Genomic DNA, 24319 nt, shown 5'->3' with positions numbered 1-24319 from the left:
TTCCCATGTCCACATGCCAGGTCTGCTCGCTCAAGGCCGACCACCCTGGAGTCGTCCTCGACGACCAGCAGGTCTGCAATCTGTGCAACATGGACTTCGCCGAGGACCTGCTGGTCAACTACCGCTACACCAGCGAGGTGTTCGCCGAGTTCCAGCAGGCGCCGCCGGCCTCCGGCGCGTACGACTGCCTGTTCATGTACAGCGGCGGCAAGGACAGCACGTACATGCTGGACAAGTTCGCCAACGAGTACGGCAAGCGGGTCCTGGCGTTCACCTTCGACGTCCCCTTCGAGAGCGTGCACGCGGCGCAGAACATCGCGCTCGCCCGGGAGAAGATCCCGGCCACCTTCGTCCTGGACTCCGATGATGACAACATCAAGCTGATGATGCGCGAGGTGTTCAACCGCCCCGCGCCCAGGAAGCCGGGCAAGTACCTCGACGAGAAGCTGCCGTGCGTCTCCTGCCGCACGTTCTTCGTGCTGCGGGCGATCCTGATGGCCTACCGCCAGAAGATCCCGTACATCGCGCTGTGCGCGGACCCGCAGCAGATCCTCACCATGGAGTCCAACGTCCGGGAGGTCGTGCGCGACTTCTACAAGACCTTCGGTGAGCGGCTCACCGACACCCTGTTCGGCGGACAGCTGGAGGAGCTGCTCTTCGAGGAGGAGGAGAACCTCCCGAAGATCGTCTTCCCGTTCATCGCGATGCGCCACGACTACGAGCCGGACCGCATCGTCGAGGAGCTGCGCGCCAAGGGCCTCTACCAGTCGTCGCCGCTGGAGACCCACTGCACCCTGCTGCCGCTGCTGAACTACTACTCGTTCAAGAACTGGGACTGCATGTTCTACAAGCTCAATGCGTCCAGTCACGTGCGGTCGGTGCGGCGCAACGCCGAGTACGACCGCAGCACGTTCAGCATCAAGTTCCCGCGCTCGCTCGAACTCGGCGAGGTGGAGGAGCGGTTGGGGAAGGTCGTGCTGGCGATCGCGGCCGGGGAGGGCGAACGGGCCGACCACGAGCGGGAGCTCGTCGACCTGTTCCAGCGCATGGGGGCCACCGGGGACGCCGCGGCCTTCGTCTCGCGCAGCTTCCTCGACATGCGCACCGTCGCCGCCGACCTCGGCATCCGCCTGAGCTGAGACCCGACCAGGGAGTACGTCATGACCTTTTCCGACTCCGACGTGGCCATCATCGGGATGGCATGCCGCTTCCCGGGCGCCGACTCCCCCGAGAAGTTCTGGGACGTGCTGCGCGAGGGCCGCGAGACCCTGGCCCGGTACACCGACGAGGAGCTGCTGGCGGCCGGCGTCCCGGCCGCGAGCCTGGCCGACCCGCACTACGTGAAGGCCGGGCAGGGCATCCCGGGCGTCGACCTGTTCGACTCCGAGCTGTTCCGGTTCACCCACGACGAGGCCGAGATCCTCGACCCGCAGCACCGGGTCTTCCTGGAGTGCGCCTTCGAGGCGCTGGAACGGGCCGGCTACGACCCCGACCGCGCCGACGGCCAGATCGGCGTCTACGCCGGCGCGGGCATGAACCACTACCTGCTGCACAACCTCGCCGAGCGCCACCGGACGGGCTCCACCGTCGACCGCTACCGGCTGATGCTCGCCAACGACAAGGACTTCCTCGCCACCCGGCTCTCCTACAAGCTGGACCTGCGCGGCCCCAGCATCAACGTCAACACGGCCTGCTCCACCTCGCTGGTCGCCGTCAACACGGCCTGCCTGGCGCTGCTCGGCGGCGAGTGCGACGTGGCCCTGGTGGGGGCGGTGCACCTCAACCCGCCGCAGCAGGGCTACCAGTACCGGGACGGCATGATCTTCTCGCCGGACGGCCACTGCCGGGCCTTCGACGCCGAGGCGCGCGGCACCGTGATCGGCAGCGGCGCCGGCGTGGTCGTCCTCAAGCGGCTCAAGGAGGCGCTGGCCGACGGCGACTGGATCCACGCCGTGATCAAGGGCTCGGCCGTCAACAACGACGGCTCCGGGAAGGCCGGTTACACCGCGCCCAGCATCACCGGGCAGGCCGCCGTCATCGCCGACGCGCAGGAGATCGCCGACGTCGAGCCGGACACCGTCGGCTACGTGGAGGCGCACGGCACGGGCACCCCGCTCGGCGACCCGATCGAGGTCGCCGCGCTCACCGAGGCGTTCCGGCAGGGCACGGACCGGACCGGGTACTGCGCGCTCGGCTCGGTGAAGTCCAACATCGGGCACCTGGACACCGCCGCCGGCATGGCCGGGCTGATCAAGACCGTGCTGATGCTGGAGCACCGCACCCTGGTGCCGAGCCTGCACTTCCGCACCCCCAACCCGGAGATCGACTTCGGGTCGAGCCCGTTCTTCGTCAACACCGGGACCACCGCGTGGGAGGAGGGCGACGCCCCCCGCCGGGCCGGCGTCAGCTCCTTCGGGATCGGCGGCACCAACGCCCACGTGATCCTCCAGGAGGCCCCGGCCAGAACGGCGGAGCCGGCCGGGCACGGCCCGGAGCTGCTGGTCGTCTCCGCCCGGACCAAGACCGCGCTGCGGCAGGCCGGCGCCGCGCTGGCCCGCCACCTCAAGCAGCAGCCGGGGCTGGACCTCGGCGCGGTCGCCCAGACCCTGAGCCTGGGCCGCCGGGCCTACCCGCACCGCTTCGCGCTGGTCGCCCGCAGCACCCGGGAGGCGGCGATGGCGCTCGCCCTCGGCGACGAGGAGCGGCTGCGGCCCGGGGTGGCCGGGGACGAGCCGAGCACCCCGGTGTTCGTGCTGACCGGCACCGTGCCCGACGCCGCCGACAGCGCCGAGCTCCTCCGGTCGGTGCCCGCCTACCGCGACGCCGTCGACGCCTGCGCCGCCGCCGTCGGCCTGGCCGGCGAGGCCGGGGCGCTGCTCGGATCCGGCGGCACGCGGGCCGCCTTCCTCCACGAGTACGCGCTCGCCACCACCCTGGCGGCCTGGGGCGTCACCCCGGCGGGGCTCGCGGCGAGCGGCACCGGCCTGGTCGTGGCGGCCGTGCTGGCCGGGGCCCTGCCGCTGGCCGACGCGCTCGCGCTGGCCGACGGCACCGCGCCGGCCCGGGTCGCACCGCCGCGGCTTCCGGTCCTCTCCGCGCGCACCGGCCGCTGGCTGACCGAGGAGGAGGGGCTGCAGGCGGCGAGCTGGGTCCCCGGCCCCGAGGAGCTGAGCGGCCTGGCCGGGCTGCTGGCGGGCACCGGCCGGCACCAGCTGCCGCTCGCCCCCGGGGAGGGGGAGCCGGCCGGCCCGGCCCACCTGCTCACGCTCGTCGCGGACCAGTGGCTGCTCGGTGCGGACGTCGACTTCGCGGCCGTCCACGCCGACGGCGGCCGGCGCCGCGTCCCGCTGCCCGTCCGCCCCTTCGAGCGGCGCCGGCATTGGGCCGAGCCCGCCGGCACCGCGCACGTCGCCGCCGCCACCGAGCGGCTGGTCGACCGCTTCGACCCGGCCGACCCGGGCCGCAGCGTCGAGCTGATCACGGACTACCTGGTCGAGGAGGTCGGGAAGGTGCTCGGCGGCCGGGACCAGGTCGGCCTGGACGCCCGCCTGTTCGACCTGGGCCTGGACTCGCTGGTGCTCATCGAGGTCGGGGCCAAGCTCGGCGAGGAGCTGGAGTTCGAGGTCCCGACCACGGCCTTCCTGGAGTTCCCCACCATCCGCTCCTTCGTCCACAACCTCGCCGAGCTGCTGGACCTGGCCCCGGCCCCCGGTCAGGGCCCCGACGACGCAGGCGCCGCCGCCGGGCGCACCTCCCGGCGGGCCCAGCGCGCCGCCGGGCGGCACGGCGGCACCGTCTGAGCCGACCGCCCGGCAACCGGCACCTCCCCACGGCAGTACGCCCCGGCCCGCAGCGGCCGCACCGATGACCTGTGAGAGAGAGAACCGTGGACGACAAGCGAAAGCTGCTGCTGAGCCTGCTGAGCCGGGCCGCCGCCCCCGCTCCGGCTCCGGCCCCGGGGAGCGCCGGCGTGGCCGTCGTCGGTGTCGCCGGCCGGTACCCGCTGGCGGGGACGGTCGACGAGCTGTGGGACAACCTGGCGGCCGGCCGGCACTGCATCCGGGAGGTGCCGGCCGACCGCTGGGACGCCGACGCGCACCACGATCCGCACGGGACGCACGGCGGTTACAGCAAGTGGGCCGGATTCGTCGACGACGTCGACCGGTTCGACCCGCTCTTCTTCCAGATCTCGCCCGCCGACGCCGAGGCCATGGACCCGCAGGAGCGGCTGTTCCTGCAGACCGCGGCCGCCGTCCTCGACGACGCGGGCATCCCGGCGGCCGAGCTCGCCGCGCGGGGGCCGGTCGGGGTGTTCGCCGGCGTGATGAACAACAACTACGAGTGGATGGGCGGCGAGGCCACCGCACGCGGGGTCCGCACGGACGCCCACTCCAACCACTGGTCGATCGCGAACCGGGTCTCCTACACCTTCGACTTCACCGGCCCGAGCCTGGCGGTGGACACCGCCTGCTCCGCCTCGCTCACCGCCGTGCACCTGGCCTGCGAGAGCATCAGATCGGGCGAGTGCCACGCCGCGATCGCCGGCGGCGTCAACCTGATCCTGCACCCCATGCACCTGCGCATGCTCGCGGACCGCGGGATGATCTCGCACGGCGACCGGCTGAAGAGCTTCGGCGCGGGCGCCGACGGCTTCGTCGACGGCGAGGGCGTGGGCGCCGTGCTGCTCCGCCCGCTGGAGGCGGCGGTCGCCGACGGGGACCGCATCCTCGGGGTGATCCGCGGCTCGGCCGTCAACGCGGGCGGCAAGACCGGCGGGTACACGGTGCCGAGCGCGGCCGCGCAGACCGAGGTGGTCCGCGCGGCCCTGCGCCGGGCCGGCGTCGCACCGGAGACCATCGGCTACGTGGAGGCGCACGGCACCGGCACGCCGCTCGGCGACCCGATCGAGATCGCCGGCCTGACCGAGGCCTTCGGCGGCCGGATCACGCCGGAGCAGCGGGCCGGGCGGCCCGCCGTCGCCGTCGGCTCGGTGAAGTCCAACATCGGCCACCTGGAGTCGGCGGCCGGCGTCGTCGGCCTGACCAAGGTGCTGCTCCAGTTCCGGCACGGGATGCTGGCGCCCTCCCTGAACGCGGCCGAGCGCAACCCGGACATCGACTTCGGCACCACGCCCTTCACGGTGCACCAGACCCTCGGGCCCTGGACCGGCGTGCAGGACGACGCCGGCCGGCTGCCGCTGCGCGCCGTCGTCAACTCCTTCGGCGGCGGCGGGGCCAACGCCTGCGTCGTCGTGGAGGAGTACCGCGAGGCCGCCCCGGCGCGGCCCGTGGCGCCCGGCGACCAGCTGCTCGTCCTCTCCGCCAAGAGCGAGGAGCGGCTGCGCGCCTACGCCGCCGACCTCGCCGCCCACCTCCGGCGGGCCGCCGCCCCGGCCGGGCCGGCCCCGGCCGGCGACGCGGCCGCCGGCCTCCGGGAGCGCTGCCTGCGGGCGGCCGCCGAGACCGCCGGGGTCGGGCCGGAGCTCCTCGACCCGGGCACGGACCTCGCGGAGTACGGCTTCGGCGTCGTCGAACGCGCCCGCTTCCACGCGCTGCTGACGGACGGGCTGGGCGGCGAGCCGCCCGCCGCCGTCGCCACGGCGCGCACCGTCGACGACGTCGTCCGGGCGGTCGAGGCGGCCGCGCGGCCGTCCGCCGGTCCGGGCACCGCCGGCACCGCGGACACCGGGCGGGAGCCGCTGCGCCTCGCCGACGTCGCCCACACGCTCCAGGCCGGCCGGACCGCGTACGAGTTCCGGCTCGCCCTGGCAGCGGATTCGGCGGACGGGGCGGCCGGGCTGCTGGAGCGGTACGCCGCCGGTGACGGCGACCCGCGGGTCCGCACCGGGCGGGCCGCCCGCGTCCGCGGCGACCTGGCCGGGAGCGGGGCGGAGGCGCTGGAGCAGGCGCTGACCCGGCGTGACCTGGCCGCGGTGGCCGGGCACTGGGTGGCCGGCGCCCGGATCGACTGGAGCCGGGTGACGCCCCCGGAGGCCCGCCGCGTCCGGCTGCCCGGCTACCCGTTCGCCCGCAACCGGTACTGGATCCCCGAGCCGCCGCCGGCGGCCGCCCGGCCCGTGCCGGAGAGCGCCGGGGTGCCCGCCGGGGTGCCCGCCGAGGCGGTGCCGGACTTCTACCACCCGCTCTGGGTGCGCGCCCAGGAGCCGGCCCCCGGCCCCGCGCCCCGGGCGGAGCGCGTCGTCGTGCTGGCGACCGCCGCCTCACGGTGGCTCGCCGAGGCGGTCGCGGCCCGCCACCCGGGCCCCCGGGCGGAGGTCGTGCGGATCGACCGGGAGCCCGTCGAGGCGTGGCAGGCCCGCGCCGCCGACGCCGACCTCGTCGTGCACCTGGGCGGGGTGGGCGGCCGGATCTCCGAGGGCGTCGGCCTCGGCCAGGTCTGCGAGCAGACCCGCGACGGCTCGCTGTCCCTCTTCCACCTGGTCCGCTCCACCCGGGCCGCCCGGGTCGTCGTGGTCACCAGCGACGTCTTCGGCGCGGCGGGCAGCAGCGTGACGAACCCGCTGGCCGCGGGCCTGCACGGCCTGCTCCAGGTGGTGTCGAAGGAGCGCCCCGGACTCCGGGTGGCCTCGCTCGACTTCGCCTCCGCCGAGGTCCACGCCGAGGCCGGCGGCGAGGACGCCGTCCGGGCCCTGGCCGACGCCGTCCTGGCCGAGCCCGGCACCGGCCGGGACCGGACCGTGGCCCTGCGGGCCGGCGTCCGCTACGTCCGCCGGCTCGGCCGGGTCGACCTGCCGGAGGCCGACGGCCCGGTCTTCCGCGACGGCGGTGTCTACCTGCTGGTCGGCGGCACCGGCGGCATCGGCCGCGAGCTGAGCCTGCACCTCGCCCGCCGGCACCGGGCCCGGCTGGTCTGGTTCAGCCGCAGCGGGCCGGGGGCCGAGCAGCACGCCGCGATGGCCGCGATCCGGGAGTGCGGCGGCGACGTCGTCCACGTGCCGGGCGACGCCTGCTCCGCCGAGGACCTCGCCGCCGCCGTGGCCGAGGCCCGCCGGCGGTTCGGCGCCCTGCACGGCGTGGTGCACGCGGCCATGGTGTTCGACAACCACCCGCTCGCCGAGCTCGACGAGGCCGCGTTCACCGCCGCCACCCGGGTCAAGACCGAGGGGGCCGTCGCGCTGGCCGCCGCCGTCGCCGACCAGCCGCTGGACTTCCTGGTCTACTTCTCCTCGGCCGGCTCCTTCGGCAACTTCGCCGGCAACGGCGCCTACATCTGTGCCTCGGCCACCGAGGACGCCTACGCGCTGTTCCTCCGCGAGCGGCTGCCGTTCCCGGTCACCGTGATCAACCAGGGGTACTGGGGCCGGGTCGGCTCCGGTGCGGTGCCCGGCCTGGAGGAGATCTTCGACGGCCTCGGCATCGAGGGCTTCAGCGTCGCCGAGGGCATCGCCGCCGTCCGGCGCATCCTCGGCAGCCGGCTGCCGCAGGTGCTGCCGATCCGCGCCGGCCGCCGGGCCCTGGAGGCCATGGGCCACGACCCGGCGTTCGACGGCGAGGCACTGCCCGGCGGCCACCCGGCCGGGCTGGCCGCCGCCGCGCCGCGGCTGCTCGCCGGGACGGCCACCGCCCCGGCCGCGGCCCGGGTGGTGGCCGGCTACGAGGAGCTGGAGGCGGTCTCCGCCCCGGTGCTGCTCGGCGTCTTCCAGCGGATGGGCGTGTTCCGGCGCTCCGGCGAGCGGCACCACGCCGAGGAGCTGCGCCGCCGGATCGGCGTCCTCGACCGGTTCCGGCGCCTGCACGAGGCGCTGCTCAACATCCTGACCGCGGCCGGCTACCTCACCCGCGACGGTGACCGGATCACCACCACCGCGCCGGTCGACGGCGTCGACCAGGCCGCGTCGGCCGGGCACTGGGAGGCGGAGTTCGACCGGATCGCCGCGGCGTACCCGGACATCGAGGCGACCGTCACCCTCAACCGGCTGTTCCTGCAGAGCTATCCGCAGATCCTGCGCGGCGAGGTCGGCGCCACGGAGATCATGTTCCCGGGCTCCTCGATGAAGCTCGTCCAGAACTTCTACAAGGGCAACCCGCTCACCGACTCCTTCAACCTCCTGGTCCGCGACACCGTCCGGTGCTTCCTGGACGCCCGGCTGCCGCACCTGCCGGACGGTGAAGCGATCCGGGTGGTCGAGCTGGGCGCCGGCACGGGCGCCACCAGCGAGCGCGTGCTGCCGGTCCTGGCCGGGCACCCGGACCGGGTCGGCTACACCTTCACCGACATCTCGCCCCGCTTCCTGGAACACGGCCGCGAGCGCTTCGCCGCGAGCTACCCGTTCACCCGCTTCCAGGTGCTCAACCTGGACCGCCCGCTCGCCGAGCAGGGCTTCGAGCACGCCTGCGCCGACCTGGTGGTGGCCACCAACGTGGTGCACGCGACCAGGAACCTGCGCGGCACCCTGCGCAAGGCCAAGGCCCTGCTCAAGCCGGGCGGCTGGCTGGTGCTCAACGAGCTGACCTCCGTCCGGCCGCTGCTCACCATCGGCGGCGGCGTCCTGGAGGGCTGGTGGGCGTTCGAGGACGGCGGGCTGCGGCTGCCCGACTCCCCGCTCGCCTCGCCCGAGGGCTGGACGCGGATCCTGCGCGAGGAGGGCTACGGCCCGGTCCGGGCGCTCGGGGCGGAGGACGGCGGCCTGGGCCAGACGGTGCTGGTCGCGGAGAGCGACGGCGTGCTGCTCGCCGCCGCGCCCGCCGCGCCCGCCGTGCCGCCCGCGGCCGTACCCGCCGCCGCGCCCCCGGCGGCCCCGGCCGCGGCGAGCGCCGCCGACACCGTCGGCGAGCGCCTGCGCGAGCTGGTGGAGCGGGTCCTCAAGCTGGACGAGCGGATCGACCCCGACCGACTGCTGGCCGACTACGGCTTCGACTCGCTCAGCGGCATGAAGATCGTCTCCGCCGTGGACGAGGCGTTCGGCGTCTCCGTGCCGCTCGGCGACTTCTTCGAACGGCCGACGCTGCGGGAGCTGACCGCCCACCTGACCGAGAACTGGCTCGCCGACGCCGTCGTCGCCGCCGCGCCCGTCCCCGCGCCCGTCCCCGTCCCCGTCGCGACGACCGTGTCCGCCGCGCCGGTCCCCGCGGCCCCCGTACCCGCCGCTGCCGCGGCCGCCGCCGCAGTGGTCCTGCGGCCCCGGCGCGACCTGGAACAGGGCACCCACCGGCTCTCCGAGGGCCAGCGCGCGCTCTGGGTGATCGAGCAGATCGCGCCCGGCACCTACGCCTACAACCTCCCGCTCGCCCTCTGGCTGGCCCCCGGCCTCGACGTGCTCGCCCTGCGCGTCGTCCTCCAGGACCTCCTCGACCGGCACGACGCGCTGCGCGCCACCGTCCGGACCGGCGAGGACGGCCCGGCCGTCCACATCGCGGCGGAGCCGGAACTCCCGTTCCACCAGGTGTTCCTCACCACCGTGGCCGAGGCCGACCTGCGCGACCGGATGGCCGCCGACCTGCGCCGCCCCTTCGACCTCGCCGCCGGCCCGCTGGTGCGGGCCACGCTGTACACGCTCGGCGACGGCCGCAACGCCCTGCTGCTGGCCTTCCACCACCTGGTCTTCGACGGGGTCTCCATCGCACTGCTGCTGGCGGAGCTCGAACGCGGCTACCGCGCGGCCGTCACCGGCGCCCCGCTGCCGGGCGCGCGGCCCGCCCGCAGCTACGCCGACTTCACCGACTGGCAGCGCGAGCTGCTCACCGGCGCCGAAGGCAGGCGCCAGCTCGCCTACTGGACCGAGCGGCTCGCCGGGCGGACGACCACCGTCCCGCTGCCCCTCGACCGGCCCCGGCCGGACGTCCCGGGCTTCCACGGGGCGAGCATCGACGGGCACATCCCGGCGGCGGTCGCCGACCGCGCCCGCGCGCTCGCCGCCGCCCAGCAGAGCTCGCTGTTCTGCGTGGTGCTCGCCGCCTGGTTCGCGCTGCTCCAGCGCTACGGCGACCAGGAGGACGTCGCCGTCGGCACCCCGACCATGAGCCGTCCGCCGTCCGGCTACGACGACGTGCTCGGCTACTTCATGAACATGGTGGTGCTGGCCGAACGGGTCGACGGCCAGGAGGAGTTCCGCGGCCTCGTGCGCCGGCTGCACCGCACGGTCATGGAGGCGCTGGACCACAGCACCTACCCGCTGATCAGCCTCGTCGAGGAGCTGCGGCGGGAGGACCCGCAGGCCGCCCTCGACTTCAACGTCGCCTTCTACTTCCAGAACTGGACCCGGGACGCCCGGCACGACGGCGACGGCGTGGTGCTCGGGCCGGTCGAGGGCGTCCACCAGGAGGGCGAGTTCGACCTGACCCTGGAGGTGGTCGAGCAGGCCGACGGGTGCCGCTACACGCTGAAGTACGACCCGGACCTCTTCGACCGGGAGACGGTCGAGCGCCTCGGCACCCACTTCGCCACCCTGCTCGCCGCGGCCGTCGACGCGCCCGCCGCCAAGGTCGACGACCTGGACCTGCTGACCGGCGACGAGCACGCGCAGCTCGCCGGACCCGCCGCCGACTACCCGGCCGACACCCTGGTCTGGGAGCTGGTGCGCCGCCAGGCCGAGGCCCGGCCCGACGCGGTCGCCGTCCGCCACCGGGGCACCGAGCTGACGTACCGCCGGCTCGCCGGGCGGGTGGAGGCCCTGGCGGCCCGGCTCACCGCCGCCGGCGTCGGCCGCGGGCGGACCGTCGGCGTGCTGCTCCCGCGCGACGCCGACCTGCCGGCCGCCCTGCTCGCCGTCCAGGCCGCGGGCGGCGCCTACGTGCCGCTCGACCCCGCCTACCCGCAGCAGCGGCTCGCCTACATGGCCGAGGACGCCGGGCTCCACCTGATCCTCACCCACTCCGGGGTCGACAGCGGGTACGCGGCGGTGCCGCGGCTCTGCGTCGACACCGACCGGCAGCCGCCCGCGCTCCCCTCGCCGGGCCCCGCCACGCCCGCCGACCCGGCCTACGTCATCTACACCTCCGGGTCGACCGGCCGCCCCAAGGGCGTGGCCGTGCCGCACCGCGCGCTCACCAACCTGCTCTGGTCGATGGCGCGCGAGCCCGGGTTCGGGCCGCGCGACACGCTGCTGGCCCTCACCACGGTCTGCTTCGACATCTCCGGCCTGGAGCTGTACCTGCCGCTGATCACCGGCGGCACCGTGGAGATCGTGCCGACCGAGGACGCCCGGGACGGCCTGCGCCTGCGGGAGACCCTGGAGAGCAGCGGCGCCACCGTCGTCCAGGCGACCCCGTCCACCTGGACCATGCTGCTGGCCGCCGGGTGGGAGGGCGACCCGGCCCTCACCGTGCTGTGCGGCGGCGAGGCCCTGCCCGGAGACACGGCGCAGGCCCTGATCGCCCGCAGCCGTGCGGTGTGGAACCTCTACGGGCCCACCGAGACCACCATCTGGTCCGCGGCGAGCCGGCTGCGCGCGGGCGAGCGCGTCACCATCGGCACCCCGATCGCGAACACCCGCTTCCACGTGCTGGACGGCTCCGGCCGGCCGGTCCCCGGCGGAGTGGCCGGGGAGCTGTACATCGGCGGCGACGGCGTGGCCGACGGCTACCTCGGCCGGCCCGAACTGACCGCCGAGCGCTTCCTGCCCGACCCCTTCGACCCGGACCCGGCGGCGCGCGTCTACCGCACCGGCGACCTGGTACGCCGGCTGCCCGACGGCCGGACCGAGTACCTCGGGCGGATGGACTCGCAGGTCAAGGTCCGCGGCTTCCGGGTGGAGCTGGAGGAGATCGAGGAGACCCTGCGCGGCCTCGACGGCGTCCGCGAGGCGGTAGTGGTGGCGCGCGGCCAGGCGGCCGGCTCGCACACCCTGCTGGCCTGCTACGTGCTCGCCGACGGCGCCGCCGAACCGACCCGGACGCAGCTGGGCGCCTGGCTGCCGGACCACATGGTGCCGGACGCGCTGGTCCGGGTGAGCGGGTTCCCGCGCACGCTCAACGAGAAGGTGGACCGCTCCATGCTGGCCACCCTGCCGCTGGCCGAGGTCCGGGCCCGCTTCGGCGTCGGCGCCCGATCGCAGTCGGACGGGGCCCCGCCGCAGCCGGACGGGGCCCTGCACACCGCCGCCCCGGCGGGCCGCGAGGAGGCGCTGGTCGCCGACCTGGCCGGCATGGTGGCCCGCCTGACCGGGCAGCCGGCCGGGTCCATCGGGGCGCACACCCCGCTCGGCGAGGCGGGCATGAACTCGGTGGGCTTCACCGCGCTCAGCACCGAGCTGCGCAAGGCGTACGGCATCTCCGTCTACCCGACGCTGTTCTACCGCCGGGGCACCCTGCACGCGCTGGCCCGGCACCTCTGGGAGGAGCACCCGGCCGAGCTGGCCGCGCGGTACGGCACCGCCGCCGCCACCGCCACGCCCCTCGCGGTTGCCGCAGCGGCCGGGGACCAGGGCACGGCGCCCGGGGCGGCCCCGGCCGCGCGCGGCGGCGACATCGCCGTCATCGGCATGGCCGGCCGCCTCCCCGGCTCCGCCGACCTGCGGGAGTTCTGGGACCACCTCGCCGCCGGCGACGACCTGGTCGGCGAGGTCCCCGCCGACCGGTGGGACTGGCGCGACCAGCCCGGGGCCCGCCCCCACCGGGGCGGCTTCGCCCCCGGGACCGACCGCTTCGACGCCGCCTTCTTCGGGATCTCCCCGCGCGAGGCCGAGCTCATGGACCCCCAGCAGCGGCTGATGCTGGAGGTCGTCTGGTCCGCCGTCGAGGACGCCGGCTACCGGCCCTCCGACCTGGCCGGGAAGCGCGTGGGCGTGTTCGTCGGCGTCACCAACTCCGACTACCTGGAGGTGCAGCGGGCCGCCGGGCGTGGCACGGAGGGGCACACCCTCACCGGCGCCGCCCTCTCGATCGTCCCCAACCGGGTCTCCTACCTGCTGGACCTGCGCGGCCCGAGCATGGCCGTCGACACGGCGTGCTCCGGTTCGCTCACCGCCGTCCAGCAGGCTTGCGCCGCGCTCCGCGACGGCACCTGCGAACTGGCCATCGCCGGCGGCGTCAGCCTGATCCTCTCGCCCGGCGTGTACGAGGCGCTGAGCCAGGGCCGGATGCTGAGCCCGGACGGCCGCTGCAAGGCCTTCGACAGCCGGGCCGACGGCTACGTCCGGGGCGAGGGCGCGGGAGTCGTCCTGCTCAAGCCGAACGACCGGGCCGTGCGCGACGGCGACGCCGTCCACGCGGTGATCAAGGCGGTCGCGCTCAACCACGGCGGCCGGACCACCTCGCTCACCGCACCCAACCCCGACGCCCAGGCCGACCTGCTGGCCGAGGCCTACCGGGCGGCCGACGTCCCGCTCTCCACCGTCGGCTACATCGAGGCGCACGGCACCGGCACGGCCCTCGGCGACCCGATCGAGACGGTCGGCCTGAGCGCCGCCTTCCGCCGGCTGCGCGCCGAGCGCGGGGAGGACGCGGCGGCCACGGCCTGCGCCATCGGCTCGGTGAAGACCAACATCGGCCACCTGGAGGCGGCCGCCGGCATCGCCGGGCTGTTCAAGGTCGTCCTCGCGCTGCGGCACGGCACCATCCCGGCCAGCCTGCACTTCCGCGAGCAGAACCCCTACCTGGAGCTCGACGGCGGCCCGTTCGAGGTGGCCGCCACCGCCCGGCCCTGGCTCCGGCCGACCGACGCCGCCGGACGGGTACTCCCGCGCCGCGGCGGCGTCAGCTCCTTCGGCTTCGGCGGGGCCAACGCGCACATCGTGCTGGAGGAACCCGCCATGGCCGACACCCGTGACGAACAGCCCGACGGCGAGCAGCTGTTCGTGCTCTCGGCCCGCGACGAGCAGGCCCTGCGGAGCTCCGCGCAGCGGCTCGCCGAGCACCTGGAACGGCAGGACGTGCCGCCCGCGGACCTCGCGTACACCCTCCAGGTGGGCCGCGAGCCGATGAGCCACCGGCTCGCGCTGGTCGCGACCGGCACCGCCGTGCTGCGCGCCGAGCTCGCCGCGTACGCCGCCGGCCGGCCCTCGGCCGTCCGCACCGCCCGGACCGAGGGCACCCCGGCCGTCGCCGCGGCGGCCGCCACCGACGGCCCGGACGCCCTCGCCGACGCGTGGCTCCGCGGCGCCGGGACCGACTGGCAGGCGCTGCACCGGGGCGCCGACCGCCGGCGCGTGCACCTGCCCGCCTACCCGTTCGCCGGCCCCCGGCACTGGGTCGCCCCCGGCCCGGCGGCGGCCCGGCGGCCCGCGCCGGCGCCGCACCGGACGCCGCTGCACCGGACGCTGCTGGACGCCGAGGTCCCCGGCTCCGGCGGGCGGAAGTTCACCAAGACGCTCACCGGCGACGAGTACTTCCTGCGCGACCACGTCATCGGCGGCGAGCGGGTGCTCCCCGGCGTCGCCTACCTGGAGATGGGCCGGCTGGCCGGCGAGCTCGCCGCCGGCGCCCCGGTCCGCCGCGTGGACGACCTGGTCTGGGCGGCCCCGGTCCGCCTCCCGGCCGGCGCCGACGGCCACCCGCTGGTCGTTTCGGTGACCGGTGACCGCTCCGGGGCCACCTTCGAGGTGCGCGGCGGCACGGAGGGGGCACCGGTGCACGCCGGCGGCACCCTGGTGTTCGGCGAGCCCGGCGACCGGCCCGCCGACGTCGACCTGGACGCCGTCCGGGCCCGCTGCCCGCGGGTCCGCAGCGGGGAGAGCTGCTACCAGGACTTCGTCGGGGTGGGCTTCGCCTACGGGCCGGGCTTCCGGGTGATCGAGGAGATCGCCGAGGGCCCGCAGGTCGCGCTGGCGGCGCTGCGGCTCCCCGAGGCGGTCCGGGCCGACGCCGACGCGTACGTCTTCCACCCGTCGCTGCTCGACGCCGCCCTCCAGGTGGCCGGCCGGCTCCGGGCCTCCGCGGACGGGCCCGGGGGACCGGCGGCCCACCTGCCGTTCTCCGTGGGCTCGGTGCGGCTGTACGCCGCGCTGCCGGAGCGGGTGCACGCGTACGCCACGCCGTCGCGGCGGCCCGCCCCGGCGGGGGCGTCCGGCTTCGACGTCGCCCTGCTCGGCCCGGCCGGCGAGGTGGTCGCCCGGATCGAGGCCTTCACGCTGCGGGCCGTGGCCGGGCCGGAGCCGGTGGCCGCGTTCGAGCCCGTCTGGCAGCCGGCCGCACTCCCGGCGGACGGCGGCCCGCTCGACGGCACCGTGCTCCTGCTCGGCGCCGGCCACGGTGCGGCCGAGGTGCGGGCCGCGCTGGCGGCCGTCGGCACGGACGTCCGCCCCGTCCCGCTCACGCCCGGCTTCGACGCGGCCGCGGCGGTGCGCGCCGTGCCGTCCGGGCCCGTCCACGTGGTGCACCTGGCCGGTCCGGAGACCGCGTCCGAGGGCGCCGTCGAGCACGGCTTCCACACGGCCGGGGCCCTGCTCCGGGCCTGGCAGCGGGAGCGGGGCGGCGCGCTGCGCTACCTCTTCGCGCACCACGACCCCGCCGGGTCGCCCGCGCACCCCGCGATGGCGGCGTTCGCCCGCTCGGTCCGCCTGGAGATGCCGTCGGTCGCCTTCGGCGTGCTGGCGGCCGCGCCCGGGCTGCTCGCCGACGCGGTCATCGCCGAACTCCGTGCCGAGCACGGGCCGGGGACGGAGGTACGGGTCGACGCGGCCGGCCGGGCCCGCCGGGGCTGGCGGCAGGCCGGCCTGCCCGCGGCCGGGCCGTCCGCCTTCACCGGCCCGGGGGCGCACCTGGTGACCGGCGGCGCGGGCGCGCTCGGCCTGCACGTCGCCGAGCACATCGCCGCCGCCCGGCACGCCGCCGGGGTGAGCGAGGGCGGGATCGTGCTCGCCGTGCGCAGCGCCCCGGGGCCGGAGGCCAGGGCCCGGATCGAGGCGATCGGCGCCCGCCTCGTGCGGGCCGACGTCGCCGACCCGGCGGGCGTTGAGGCACTGGCCGGCGAGGCCCGGCGCGCCTTCGGGACGGTGAGCGGCGTCGTCCACGCTGCCGGCGTCCTGCGGGACGGCCTGCTGCGCGGCAAGCGGCGGGCGGACGCCGAGGCCGTGCTGGCGGCCAAGGTCCGGGGGACCGAGCTGCTCGACGAGGCGACCCTGGACGACCCGCTGGACTACTTCCTGCTCTTCTCCTCGGCCGCGGCGGAGTTCGGCAACATCGGCCAGACCGACTACGCCTTCGCCAACGCGTTCCTCGACCGCTTCGCCGAGCAGCGCGAGCGGCAGCGCCTGCGGGGCGCCCGCCGGGGCCGTACCCTCGCGGCCGCCTGGCCGGTCTGGGCGGACGGCGGGATGCGGGTCGACGCCGAGGCCGAGACGTACATGTACCGCGTGCTCGGGATGCGCCCGGTGCGGACCGGGCCGGCGCTGGAGGCCCTGGAGCGCGCACTGGCCGGCACCGCGCCGGTCCTGCTGCTCGCCCCCGGCGACCCGGCCCGGATCGCGGCCGCGCTCGACGCGGGCCGGGGCCGCACCGGCACCGCGGCGGCGGCGCGCTCGGCTGCCGCGCCCGCCCCTGCCGCCGCGTCCGTGCCGTCGGGCGGGGCGGCCCCCGCGGGCACGGATGCGGGGACGGGCGCGGGGACGGACGCGGACGTGTTGCAGCGGGCCGAGCGGCTGGTGCTCCGGCTGCTGGCGGAGGAACTGAAACTCCCCGAGGCCGAGATCATCGCCACCGAGCCCTTCGACCGCTACGGCCTGGACTCGCTGATCACGATGAGCATGACCAGCCGGCTGGAGGAGCACGTCGGGCCGCTGTCGAAGACCCTCTTCTTCGAGCACGTGACGGCCCGGGAGCTGGCCGGCCACCTGGCCGGCGCGCACCCGGCGGCGTTCGCCGGCCCGGTCGCACCGGCTGCGCCTGTCGCGCCTGTCGCGTCGGCCGCCCCGGCGCCCGCCCCGGCGCCCGTCCCGGCGTCCTCGGCCCGGTCCTCCCACGGTGACGACATCGCCGTGATCGGCGTCGCGGGCCGCTACCCGCAGGCCGACGACGTGGAGGAGTTCTGGCGCAACCTGCGCGAGGGCCGGGACAGCGTCGAGGAGATCCCGGCCGACCGGTGGGACCACGGCGTGTTCTACGACCCGGACAAGTCCGCCTTCGGCAAGACCTACGGCAAGTGGGGCGGCTTCGTCCGCGGCGCCGACCGCTTCGACCCGCTGTTCTTCCAGATGTCGCAGATCGAGGCCGAGCACACCGACCCGCAGCTGCGGGTGTTCCTGGAGACCGTCTGGCACCTGCTGGAGGACGCCGGCACCACCCGCGAGCGACTGCGCGGCTCCCGGACGGGCGTGTTCGTCGGCATGATGTACGGCCACTACCAGCTGTACGGGGTCCAGGAGGCGCTGCGCGGCACGGGCGTCGCGACCTCCTCGTCCTACGCGTCGGTGGCCAACCGGGTGTCGTACTTCTTCGACTTCACCGGCCCCAGCGTGGCCCTCGACACCATGTGCTCGTCCTCGCTGGTGACCGTCCACCAGGCCTGCCTGGCCATCCGCAACGGCGACTGCGACGTCGCGGTCGCGGGCGGCGTGAACATCTCCAGCCACCCGGTGAAGTTCCTCCAGCTCGCGCAGCGGGGCTTCCTCTCCGAGGACGGCCGCTGCCGCAGCTTCGGTGACGGCGGCACCGGCTACGTCCCCGCCGAGGGGTCGGGCGCGGTGCTGCTCAAGCGGCTCGACGCCGCCCTGGCCGACGGGGACCGGATCCTGGCCGTGGTCAAGGCCTCCACCGTCAACCACGGTGGCGCCGGCCGGGGTTACAGCGTGCCGAACCCCAAGTCCCAGGGCGACCTCGTCCGGTCCGCGCTGGACCGCGCCGGGCTCCGCCCCGGAGACCTCGACTACCTGGAGGCGCACGGCACGGGTACCGCGCTCGGCGACCCGGTCGAGGTGAACGGCATGCTGCGGGCCTTCGAGGGCGACCTGCCCGAGCGGCTGCCCGTCGGCTCGGTCAAGTCCAACATCGGCCACGCCGAGTCCGCGGCGGGCATCGCCGCGATCACCAAGGTGCTGCTCCAGTTCCGCCACGGCGAGCTGGTGCCCTCGCTGCACTCCGACCGCCTGAACCCGAACATCGACTTCGCCGCGACCCCGTTCGAGGTCCAGCGGGAGCGGGCGCCGTGGCCGCGCCGCGTCCTCGCCGACGGGACGGTCCGGCCCCGGACCGCCGGGGTGAGCTCGTTCGGCGCGGGTGGCACCAACGCCCACATCATCCTTCAGGAGTACGTCGGTGCGCCCGCCCCGGCCGGTGATGCCGCGGCCGGTCCGCAGCTGGCCGTGCTCTCCGCGCGGGACGCCGGCCGGCTGGTCACCCAGGCCCGCCGCCTCGCGGCCCACCTGCGGGCCGGGACCGGCGGGCCGGATGCCCGGCAGGTGGCCTGGACGCTGCAGACCGGGCGCGAGGCGATGGCCCACCGGCTGGCCGTGCGCTACCGGGACCTCGCCGAACTCGTCGACCGCCTGGAGGAGTTCGCCGCCGGCGGCGCGCCCGCTGACAGCTGGACCGGCGTCGTCGACCCGCGCCGGCCGGCCGCCGGCGAGGCCCCGCCCGCCGACCCGGCCGCGTACGCCGTGGCCTGGACGGCGGGGCAGCCGGTCGACTGGGCGGCGCTGCACCCCGGTGCCCGGCCCGGCCGGGTGGCACTGCCCGGCTACCCCTTCGAGGGCGACCGGGTCTGGCTGGCGGCGGCGGACGCCGAGCTGGCCGCCCTGTCCGCGCCGGCCCGGGGCGGGCACGCCGCCCAGGAGCGGCCGTCGCCGCAGCCGTCGTCCGTCGCCGCGGCACCGCTCGCCGCGCCGGTGGCGGTGCCGGCCGCGCCGGCCGTCGACCCGGTCCTGCGGGCCGTCGACGCTGTCTCCCGGTGGCTGCTCGACCGGATCGCCACCGACCTGGGCTTCGACCGGGACAAGCTCGCGGGCGACGTACCGGTGCACGACTTCGGCATGGACTCGATCATGGTGTCCCAGCTCGCCCAGAACGTCGCCAAGGAGCTGGACGCGATGGTCGACCCCTCGGCGCTGCTGGAGTACCCGACGGTCGACGGGTTCGCGGCCTACCTCGCCGAGGAGCACCGCGCGGAGCTGCTCGCCGCCTTCGGAACGGAGGCGGCCGGGGACGAGGCGCCGGAGGACGCGGCACCACAGGACGCGGCGCCCGAGGCCGACGCGGCACCCGAAGCCCCGGCCCCGGCGGCCCCCGTCGCGGCCGTGCCGCGGAGCGCGCCCGACCGCAGCGGGGACATCGCGGTGGTCGGCCTCTCCTGCCGGTTCGCCGGCGCGGGCTCGGCCGACGAGTACTGGGAGCTGCTGCGCAACGGCCGCTCCGCGCTGCGGCCGATCCCCGAGCAGCGCTTCGGCCGTCCGCTCGGCTACCACGCGGGCCTGCTGCCCGAGGTCCTGCGCTTCGACCCGGAGGCGTTCCTGCTCTCCGAGGCGGACGTCGCGGCGATGGACCCGCAGGCGCTGCTCCTGCTGGAGGAGGTCGACCAGGCCGTCCACCACGCCGGGTACCGCCCCGCCGAGCTGAAGGGGCGCCGGATCGGCGTCTACGTGGGCGGCCGGGCCGCGCACCTCCCGGACCCGGCCCGGCTGGAGGGGTCGGTGAACCCGGCGATGGTCACCGGGCAGAACTACTTCGCGGCCAACGTCTCGCAGTTCTTCGACTTCCAGGGGCCGAGCCTGGTCGTCGACACCGCCTGCTCCTCCGCCCTGGTGGCGATGGACATGGCCGCCCGGGCGCTGCGGGCGGGCGACATCGAGTCGGCGGTGGTCGCCGGCGTGAACCTGCTCGCGGACGACCGGGCCTACCAGGTCTTCGGCTGGCGCGGGCTGCTCAACCCGGGCGAGGAGTTCCACGTGTTCGACCGCCGGGCGGCAGGGCTGATGCTCGGTGAGGGCGTGGGCGTGGTCGTCCTGAAGCCGCTCGCCCGGGCGCAGGCGGACGGCGACCGGGTGCTCGCCGTCCTGCGCGGCATCGCGGTGAACAACGACGGCCGGACGGCCGGTCCGGCCACGCCGAACCCGCGTGCGCTGCGGAGCGTGATGACCGAGGCGCTGGCGCACAGCGGCCACGGTCCGGGCGACATCGGCTGGGTGGAGACCAACGGCTCCGGGGCGAACATCACCGACCTGCTCGAACTCAAGGCGGTGGAGGGCGTCTACCGCTCCGGCGAGGACCGCGCGACCGCCCTGGCGCTCGGCGCGGTGAAGCCCAACATCGGCCACCCGCTGGCCGCGGAGGGCATCGCCGCGTTCATCAAGGTGGTCCTGATGCTGCACCACCGGGAGCAGGTGCCGTTCCGGTCCGGACAGCAGCCGCCGGCCCACTTCGACGTGGACGCCTCACCGCTGTACTTCCCCCGGGAGGCCCGGCCCTGGCCGGCCACGGCCGAGGTCGCGGCGGTCAACTGCTTCGCGGACGGCGGCACCAACACCCACGTGCTGCTGGCTCCCGCCCCGGCGGGTCACGGCGGCACCCGGGCCCCGCTGCCACAGCCCCCGCTCGACCGCAGGACGGTGATCCGGGGCGCCGCCGCAGCCGCGGCACCTGCCGCACCCGCCCAGCCTGCCGCGCCCGCCCAGGACACCCCGTCCACCCTGCCCACCCCGTCCACCCCGTCCGCCGAGCCCGTCGCCGCGGGCCTGTTCTGGGACAGCTACCGATGACCGAACCGTTCCCGGGCACCCTGCCCGTCGTCTTCGCCTTCTCCGGGCAGGGCTCCCAGTACTACCGGATGGGCCAGGAGCTCTACGACGACAACGCGGTGTTCCGCGCCGCGCTGGACCGCCACGACGCCGTGGTGGCCGAGGAGTTGGGCGAGTCGGTGCTGGCCCGGGTGTTCGACCCGGCCAGGCGGAAGAGCGACCCGTTCACCGACACCCGGCTCAGCCACCCGGCGATCGTCATGATCGAGCTGGCCCTGGCGGAGACGCTGCGGGCGGCCGGCGTCGAGCCCGACTACGTGCTCGGCGCCAGCCTCGGCGAGTACGCGGCCGCGGCGGTCGCGGGCAGCATCGCGACCGATGCGTGCCTGCGGTTGCTGGTCCGCCAGGCGGAGGCGCTGCGCCGGGGTCCGCGCGGCGGCATGCTGGCCGTCCTCGACCGGCCGGACGTGCTGGACCGGGTGCCCGAGCTGCGCGGGTGCGAGGTCGCCGCCCGCAACTATCCCGGCCACTTCGTCGTGGCGGGCGCGGACGACCTCCTCGACCGGGCCGAGTCCGCGCTGCGCGCCGCCGACGTGCTGCACCAGCGGGTCGCGGTCGAGTACGCCTACCACTCCAGCCTGATGGACGGCGTCGCCGACGGGTGCCGGGCCGCCTTCGCCGCCGTGGAATTCGCGCCACCCCGCATTCCGTGGATCTCCTCGGTGGACGGCGGGCTGGTCGGGCGGCCGACCCCGGAGCATTTCTGGCAGGTGGCCCGCAGGCCCATCGAGTTCGAGCGGACCATGACCGCGATGCGCGACCGGGGTGATTTCCTCTATCTGGACCTCGGCCCCTCGGGCACCCTCCACAATTTCGTCTGCGGCAACCTGCCGGAAACCACGCGTTCCCGCTCGTTCCCGCTCCTGAGTCCATTCGTGTACAACCCGGATCTGCTGGAAAGGATCCGCACGACAGTCACCCGGACGAAACCGACGGCAGCAAGGAAGGCGCACGGCATGAAGGTCTACGGATTCCCCGGCCAGGGCTCCCAGCAGCGGGGAATGGGCGGGGAACTGTTCGCCAGGTTCCCTGCCGAGACCGCGATCGCGGACCGCGTGCTCGGCTATTCCATCGAGGAATTGTGCGTTTCGGACCCCGGCCGCCGGCTGGGCCGTACCGAATTCACCCAGCCCGCCATCTACGTGGTGAGCGCGCTGTCCTACCTGGACCGGCTGGCGGAGGACGACACCCCGGCGGACTACCTGGTCGGCCACAGCCTGGGCGAGTACGTGGCGCTGTTCGCCGCCGGCGTGTTCGACTTCGAGACCGGGCTGCGGCTGGTGCAGCGGCGCGGCGAGCTGATGGCCGCGGCCGGCGGCGGCGCGATGGCGGCGGTCGTGGGCGTCGACGAGGCGGTGGTCGCCCGGACGCTCGCCGGGGCGGGCCTCGACGGCCCCGACGGGCTGGACCTGGCCAACCACAACGCCCCCGACCAGTTCGTGCTCTCCGGCCCCGCCGACCGGATCGACGAGGCGGTCGCCGCCTTCCAGGCGGCCGGCCACCGGGCCGTCCGGCTCAACGTCAGTGCGCCGTTCCACTCCCGCTACATGCAGGACACCGCCGAGGAGTTCGCCCGGTTCCTGGACGGATTCACGTTGCGGGCACCGGCCGTCCCGGTCCTGGCCAACGTGGACGCGCTGCCGTACACCGCCGACGGCATCAAGGCGACGCTGACCGCCCAGATCGCCTCCCCGGTCCGCTGGACCGAGACCGTGCGGCGGCTGATGGGCGGCGGCGACTTCGAGTTCGTCGAACTGGGGCCCGGCCGGGTGCTCACCAAGCTGGTCGCCAGGATCCGGGAGAACGCCGAGGCCCTTCCGCTGCCCCCGGCGCCCGTTGCGCCGACTGCGCCCGCTGCGGCCGCGGCACCCGTTGCGTCCGCACCCGTGCCCCCGGAGCCGGTCGCGGTGCCGGCCGGCGCGGGGGCGGCGGTCACCGCCGAGGCGCTGGGCGCGGCGGGCTTCCGCGAGCGGTACGGGCTGCGGCACGCCTATCTGCTCGGCGGTCTCTACGGCGGCATCTCCGGGCCGGAGATGCTGGGCGCGGCGGCCAAGGCCGGGCTGCTCGGCTTCCTGGGGACCGGCGGGCTCACGCCGGAGGAGGTGGACCGTCAGCTGCGCGGCCTGGTCGGCGACCTCGGCCTCGGCGGGGCCTTCGGGGTCAACCTGCTCTACCGGCACGGCGCGCCGCAGGAGGAGTCCGCGCTGGTGGACCTGCTGCTGCGGCACGGCGTCGACCTGGTGGAGGCCTCCGGCTTCCCGCTGATCACCCCGGCGCTGGTCCGCTTCCGGCTCAAGGGCGGCCGGATCATCGCCAAGGTGTCCCGGACCGACGTCGCCGCCGAGTTCCTGGCCCCGCCGCCGGAGCGCCTGGTCGCGCGGCTGCTGGAGGCGGGCGAGGTGACCGCGGAGGAGGCCCGCGCGGCCGCCGGCCGGCCGATGGCGGACGACCTGTGCGTGGAGGCCGTCGGCGGCTGGCTGAGCAGCACCGCCGACCTGCTGACGCTCCTTCCCGGGGTGCTCAGGCTCCGGGACGGGGCGGCCCCGGCGGGCCCCCGGGTGCACGTCGGCTGCGCGGGCGGGATCGGCACCCCGGAGGCCGCCGCGGCGGCGTTCCTGCTCGGGGCGGACTTCGTGCTGACCGGATCGGTCAACCAGTGCTCGGTCGAGGCGGCCACCAGCGCCGCGGTGAAGGACCTGCTCCAGGAGGCCCGCGAGTACGACGTGGACACCGCGCCGTGGGGGGAGCTGTTCGAGCTGGGGGTGCAGGCCCGCTACCTCAAGCGCGGGCTGTTCTTCCCCGCCCGGGCGTCGCGGCTGTACGAGCTCTGGCGCCGGCACGCCTCGCCCGCCGACCTGGACGACGCCACCAGGGCGCAGGTGGCCGACCGGTACCTGGGCGGCGAGGCCGTCCCGGCCGCCCTGCCCGGCGCGGACCCGAAGGCCGAACTGGCGGAGCTGTGCCGGGCGTACTTCGCCCGCGGCCGCCGGCTCGCGGCGGCCGGCGACGAGCGGACGAGGGTGGACTTCCTGGTCCACTGCGGGCCCGCGATGGGCGCCTTCAACCAGGTCGTCGCGGGGACCGGGCTGGCCTCCTGGCGGGCGCGCACGGTCGACGCGATCGCCACGCTGCTGATGGAGGGGGCCGCCGCCGAGGTGGACTCCCGCCGGCGCGCCCTGCTGGGCGTGGTGTAGTGGCGCCGGCCGGTCCGACGGACCGGCCGGGGGCGGCCGGGAGGGCCGGCGGACGGGCCGGGCGTCACGGGGAGCTTCCGAGGCGCCCCGTGCCGCCCGCGGGGCCGTCCGGCCGGAAAGGCCGTACGAGCCCGTCGTTCGAAGGATTCCGGCGCCCGTTTCCGCCGACCGGGCCGACGAGTCCCGGCCACTCTCCGTCACGCAAGGTTCTGAGCAGTCACTTTTTCATTGCTTTCGGGCCGTCAATCCCGGTAGGGTCAGCGACAGTCGGGTGTGTGCGGCCATGCCAAGTGTTCGGTTGAGGTCCGGGCCCGACAAAGGGGTGACAGTTGCGAGCTACGGGGGTATCGCGCACAGGATTCGCTTCGCCCGGGGAGACTTCCCCCGGTGTTCTGGAAACATGAGTTGATTCACGCCGTTCACCCCAGCCGGGCCGGCTGATATCCGGTCGGTTCCCGGCAGAGGCCGGAGTTTCTCCGATCCGGCCCCGCCCAGTGAATCTCGG

At 75.7% G+C, this 24319-nt stretch carries 4 protein-coding genes; all 4 read left to right on the top strand.

Translation table 11 applies throughout. The features are described 5' to 3' along the window. The first annotated feature begins 5 nt into the window (after window positions 1-5). Complete coding sequence (locus ABZ885_RS02260) at window positions 6-1139, top strand: OzmP (protein WP_360182341.1); 1134 nt, start codon at window positions 6-8, stop codon at window positions 1137-1139. Window positions 1140-1160: 21 nt separating this feature from the next. Then, window positions 1161-3800, top strand: a complete 2640-nt coding sequence (locus ABZ885_RS02255; RefSeq protein WP_360182338.1) for a beta-ketoacyl synthase N-terminal-like domain-containing protein — start codon at window positions 1161-1163, stop codon at window positions 3798-3800. An 86-nt stretch (window positions 3801-3886) separates the two neighbouring features. After that, complete coding sequence (locus ABZ885_RS02250; RefSeq protein WP_360182335.1) at window positions 3887-20581, top strand: amino acid adenylation domain-containing protein; 16695 nt, start codon at window positions 3887-3889, stop codon at window positions 20579-20581. Continuing rightward, on the top strand, window positions 20578-23814 hold the full coding sequence (gene fabD, locus ABZ885_RS02245; protein WP_360182332.1) for an ACP S-malonyltransferase: 3237 nt from the start codon (window positions 20578-20580) through the stop codon (window positions 23812-23814). Before ABZ885_RS02250 ends, fabD begins: the two co-directional genes overlap by 4 nt. Window positions 23815-24319: the final 505 nt, after the last annotated feature.

Source organism: Kitasatospora sp. NPDC047058 (genome assembly GCF_040643935.1).
Classification (GTDB): Bacteria; Actinomycetota; Actinomycetes; order Streptomycetales; family Streptomycetaceae; genus Kitasatospora.
Note: the sequence above shows the minus strand (reverse complement) of the source record. Positions and strands in the feature narration are given on the sequence as shown.

Excerpts from the sequence above, each read along its gene's own strand:
- fabD (WP_360182332.1), top strand. The coding sequence starts at position 20,578 with ATGACCGAACCGTTCCCGGGCACCCTGCCCGTCGTCTTCGCCTTCTCC.
- ABZ885_RS02255 (WP_360182338.1), top strand. The coding sequence starts at position 1,161 with ATGACCTTTTCCGACTCCGACGTGGCCATCATCGGGATGGCATGCCGC.
- ABZ885_RS02260 (WP_360182341.1), top strand. The coding sequence starts at position 6 with ATGTCCACATGCCAGGTCTGCTCGCTCAAGGCCGACCACCCTGGAGTC.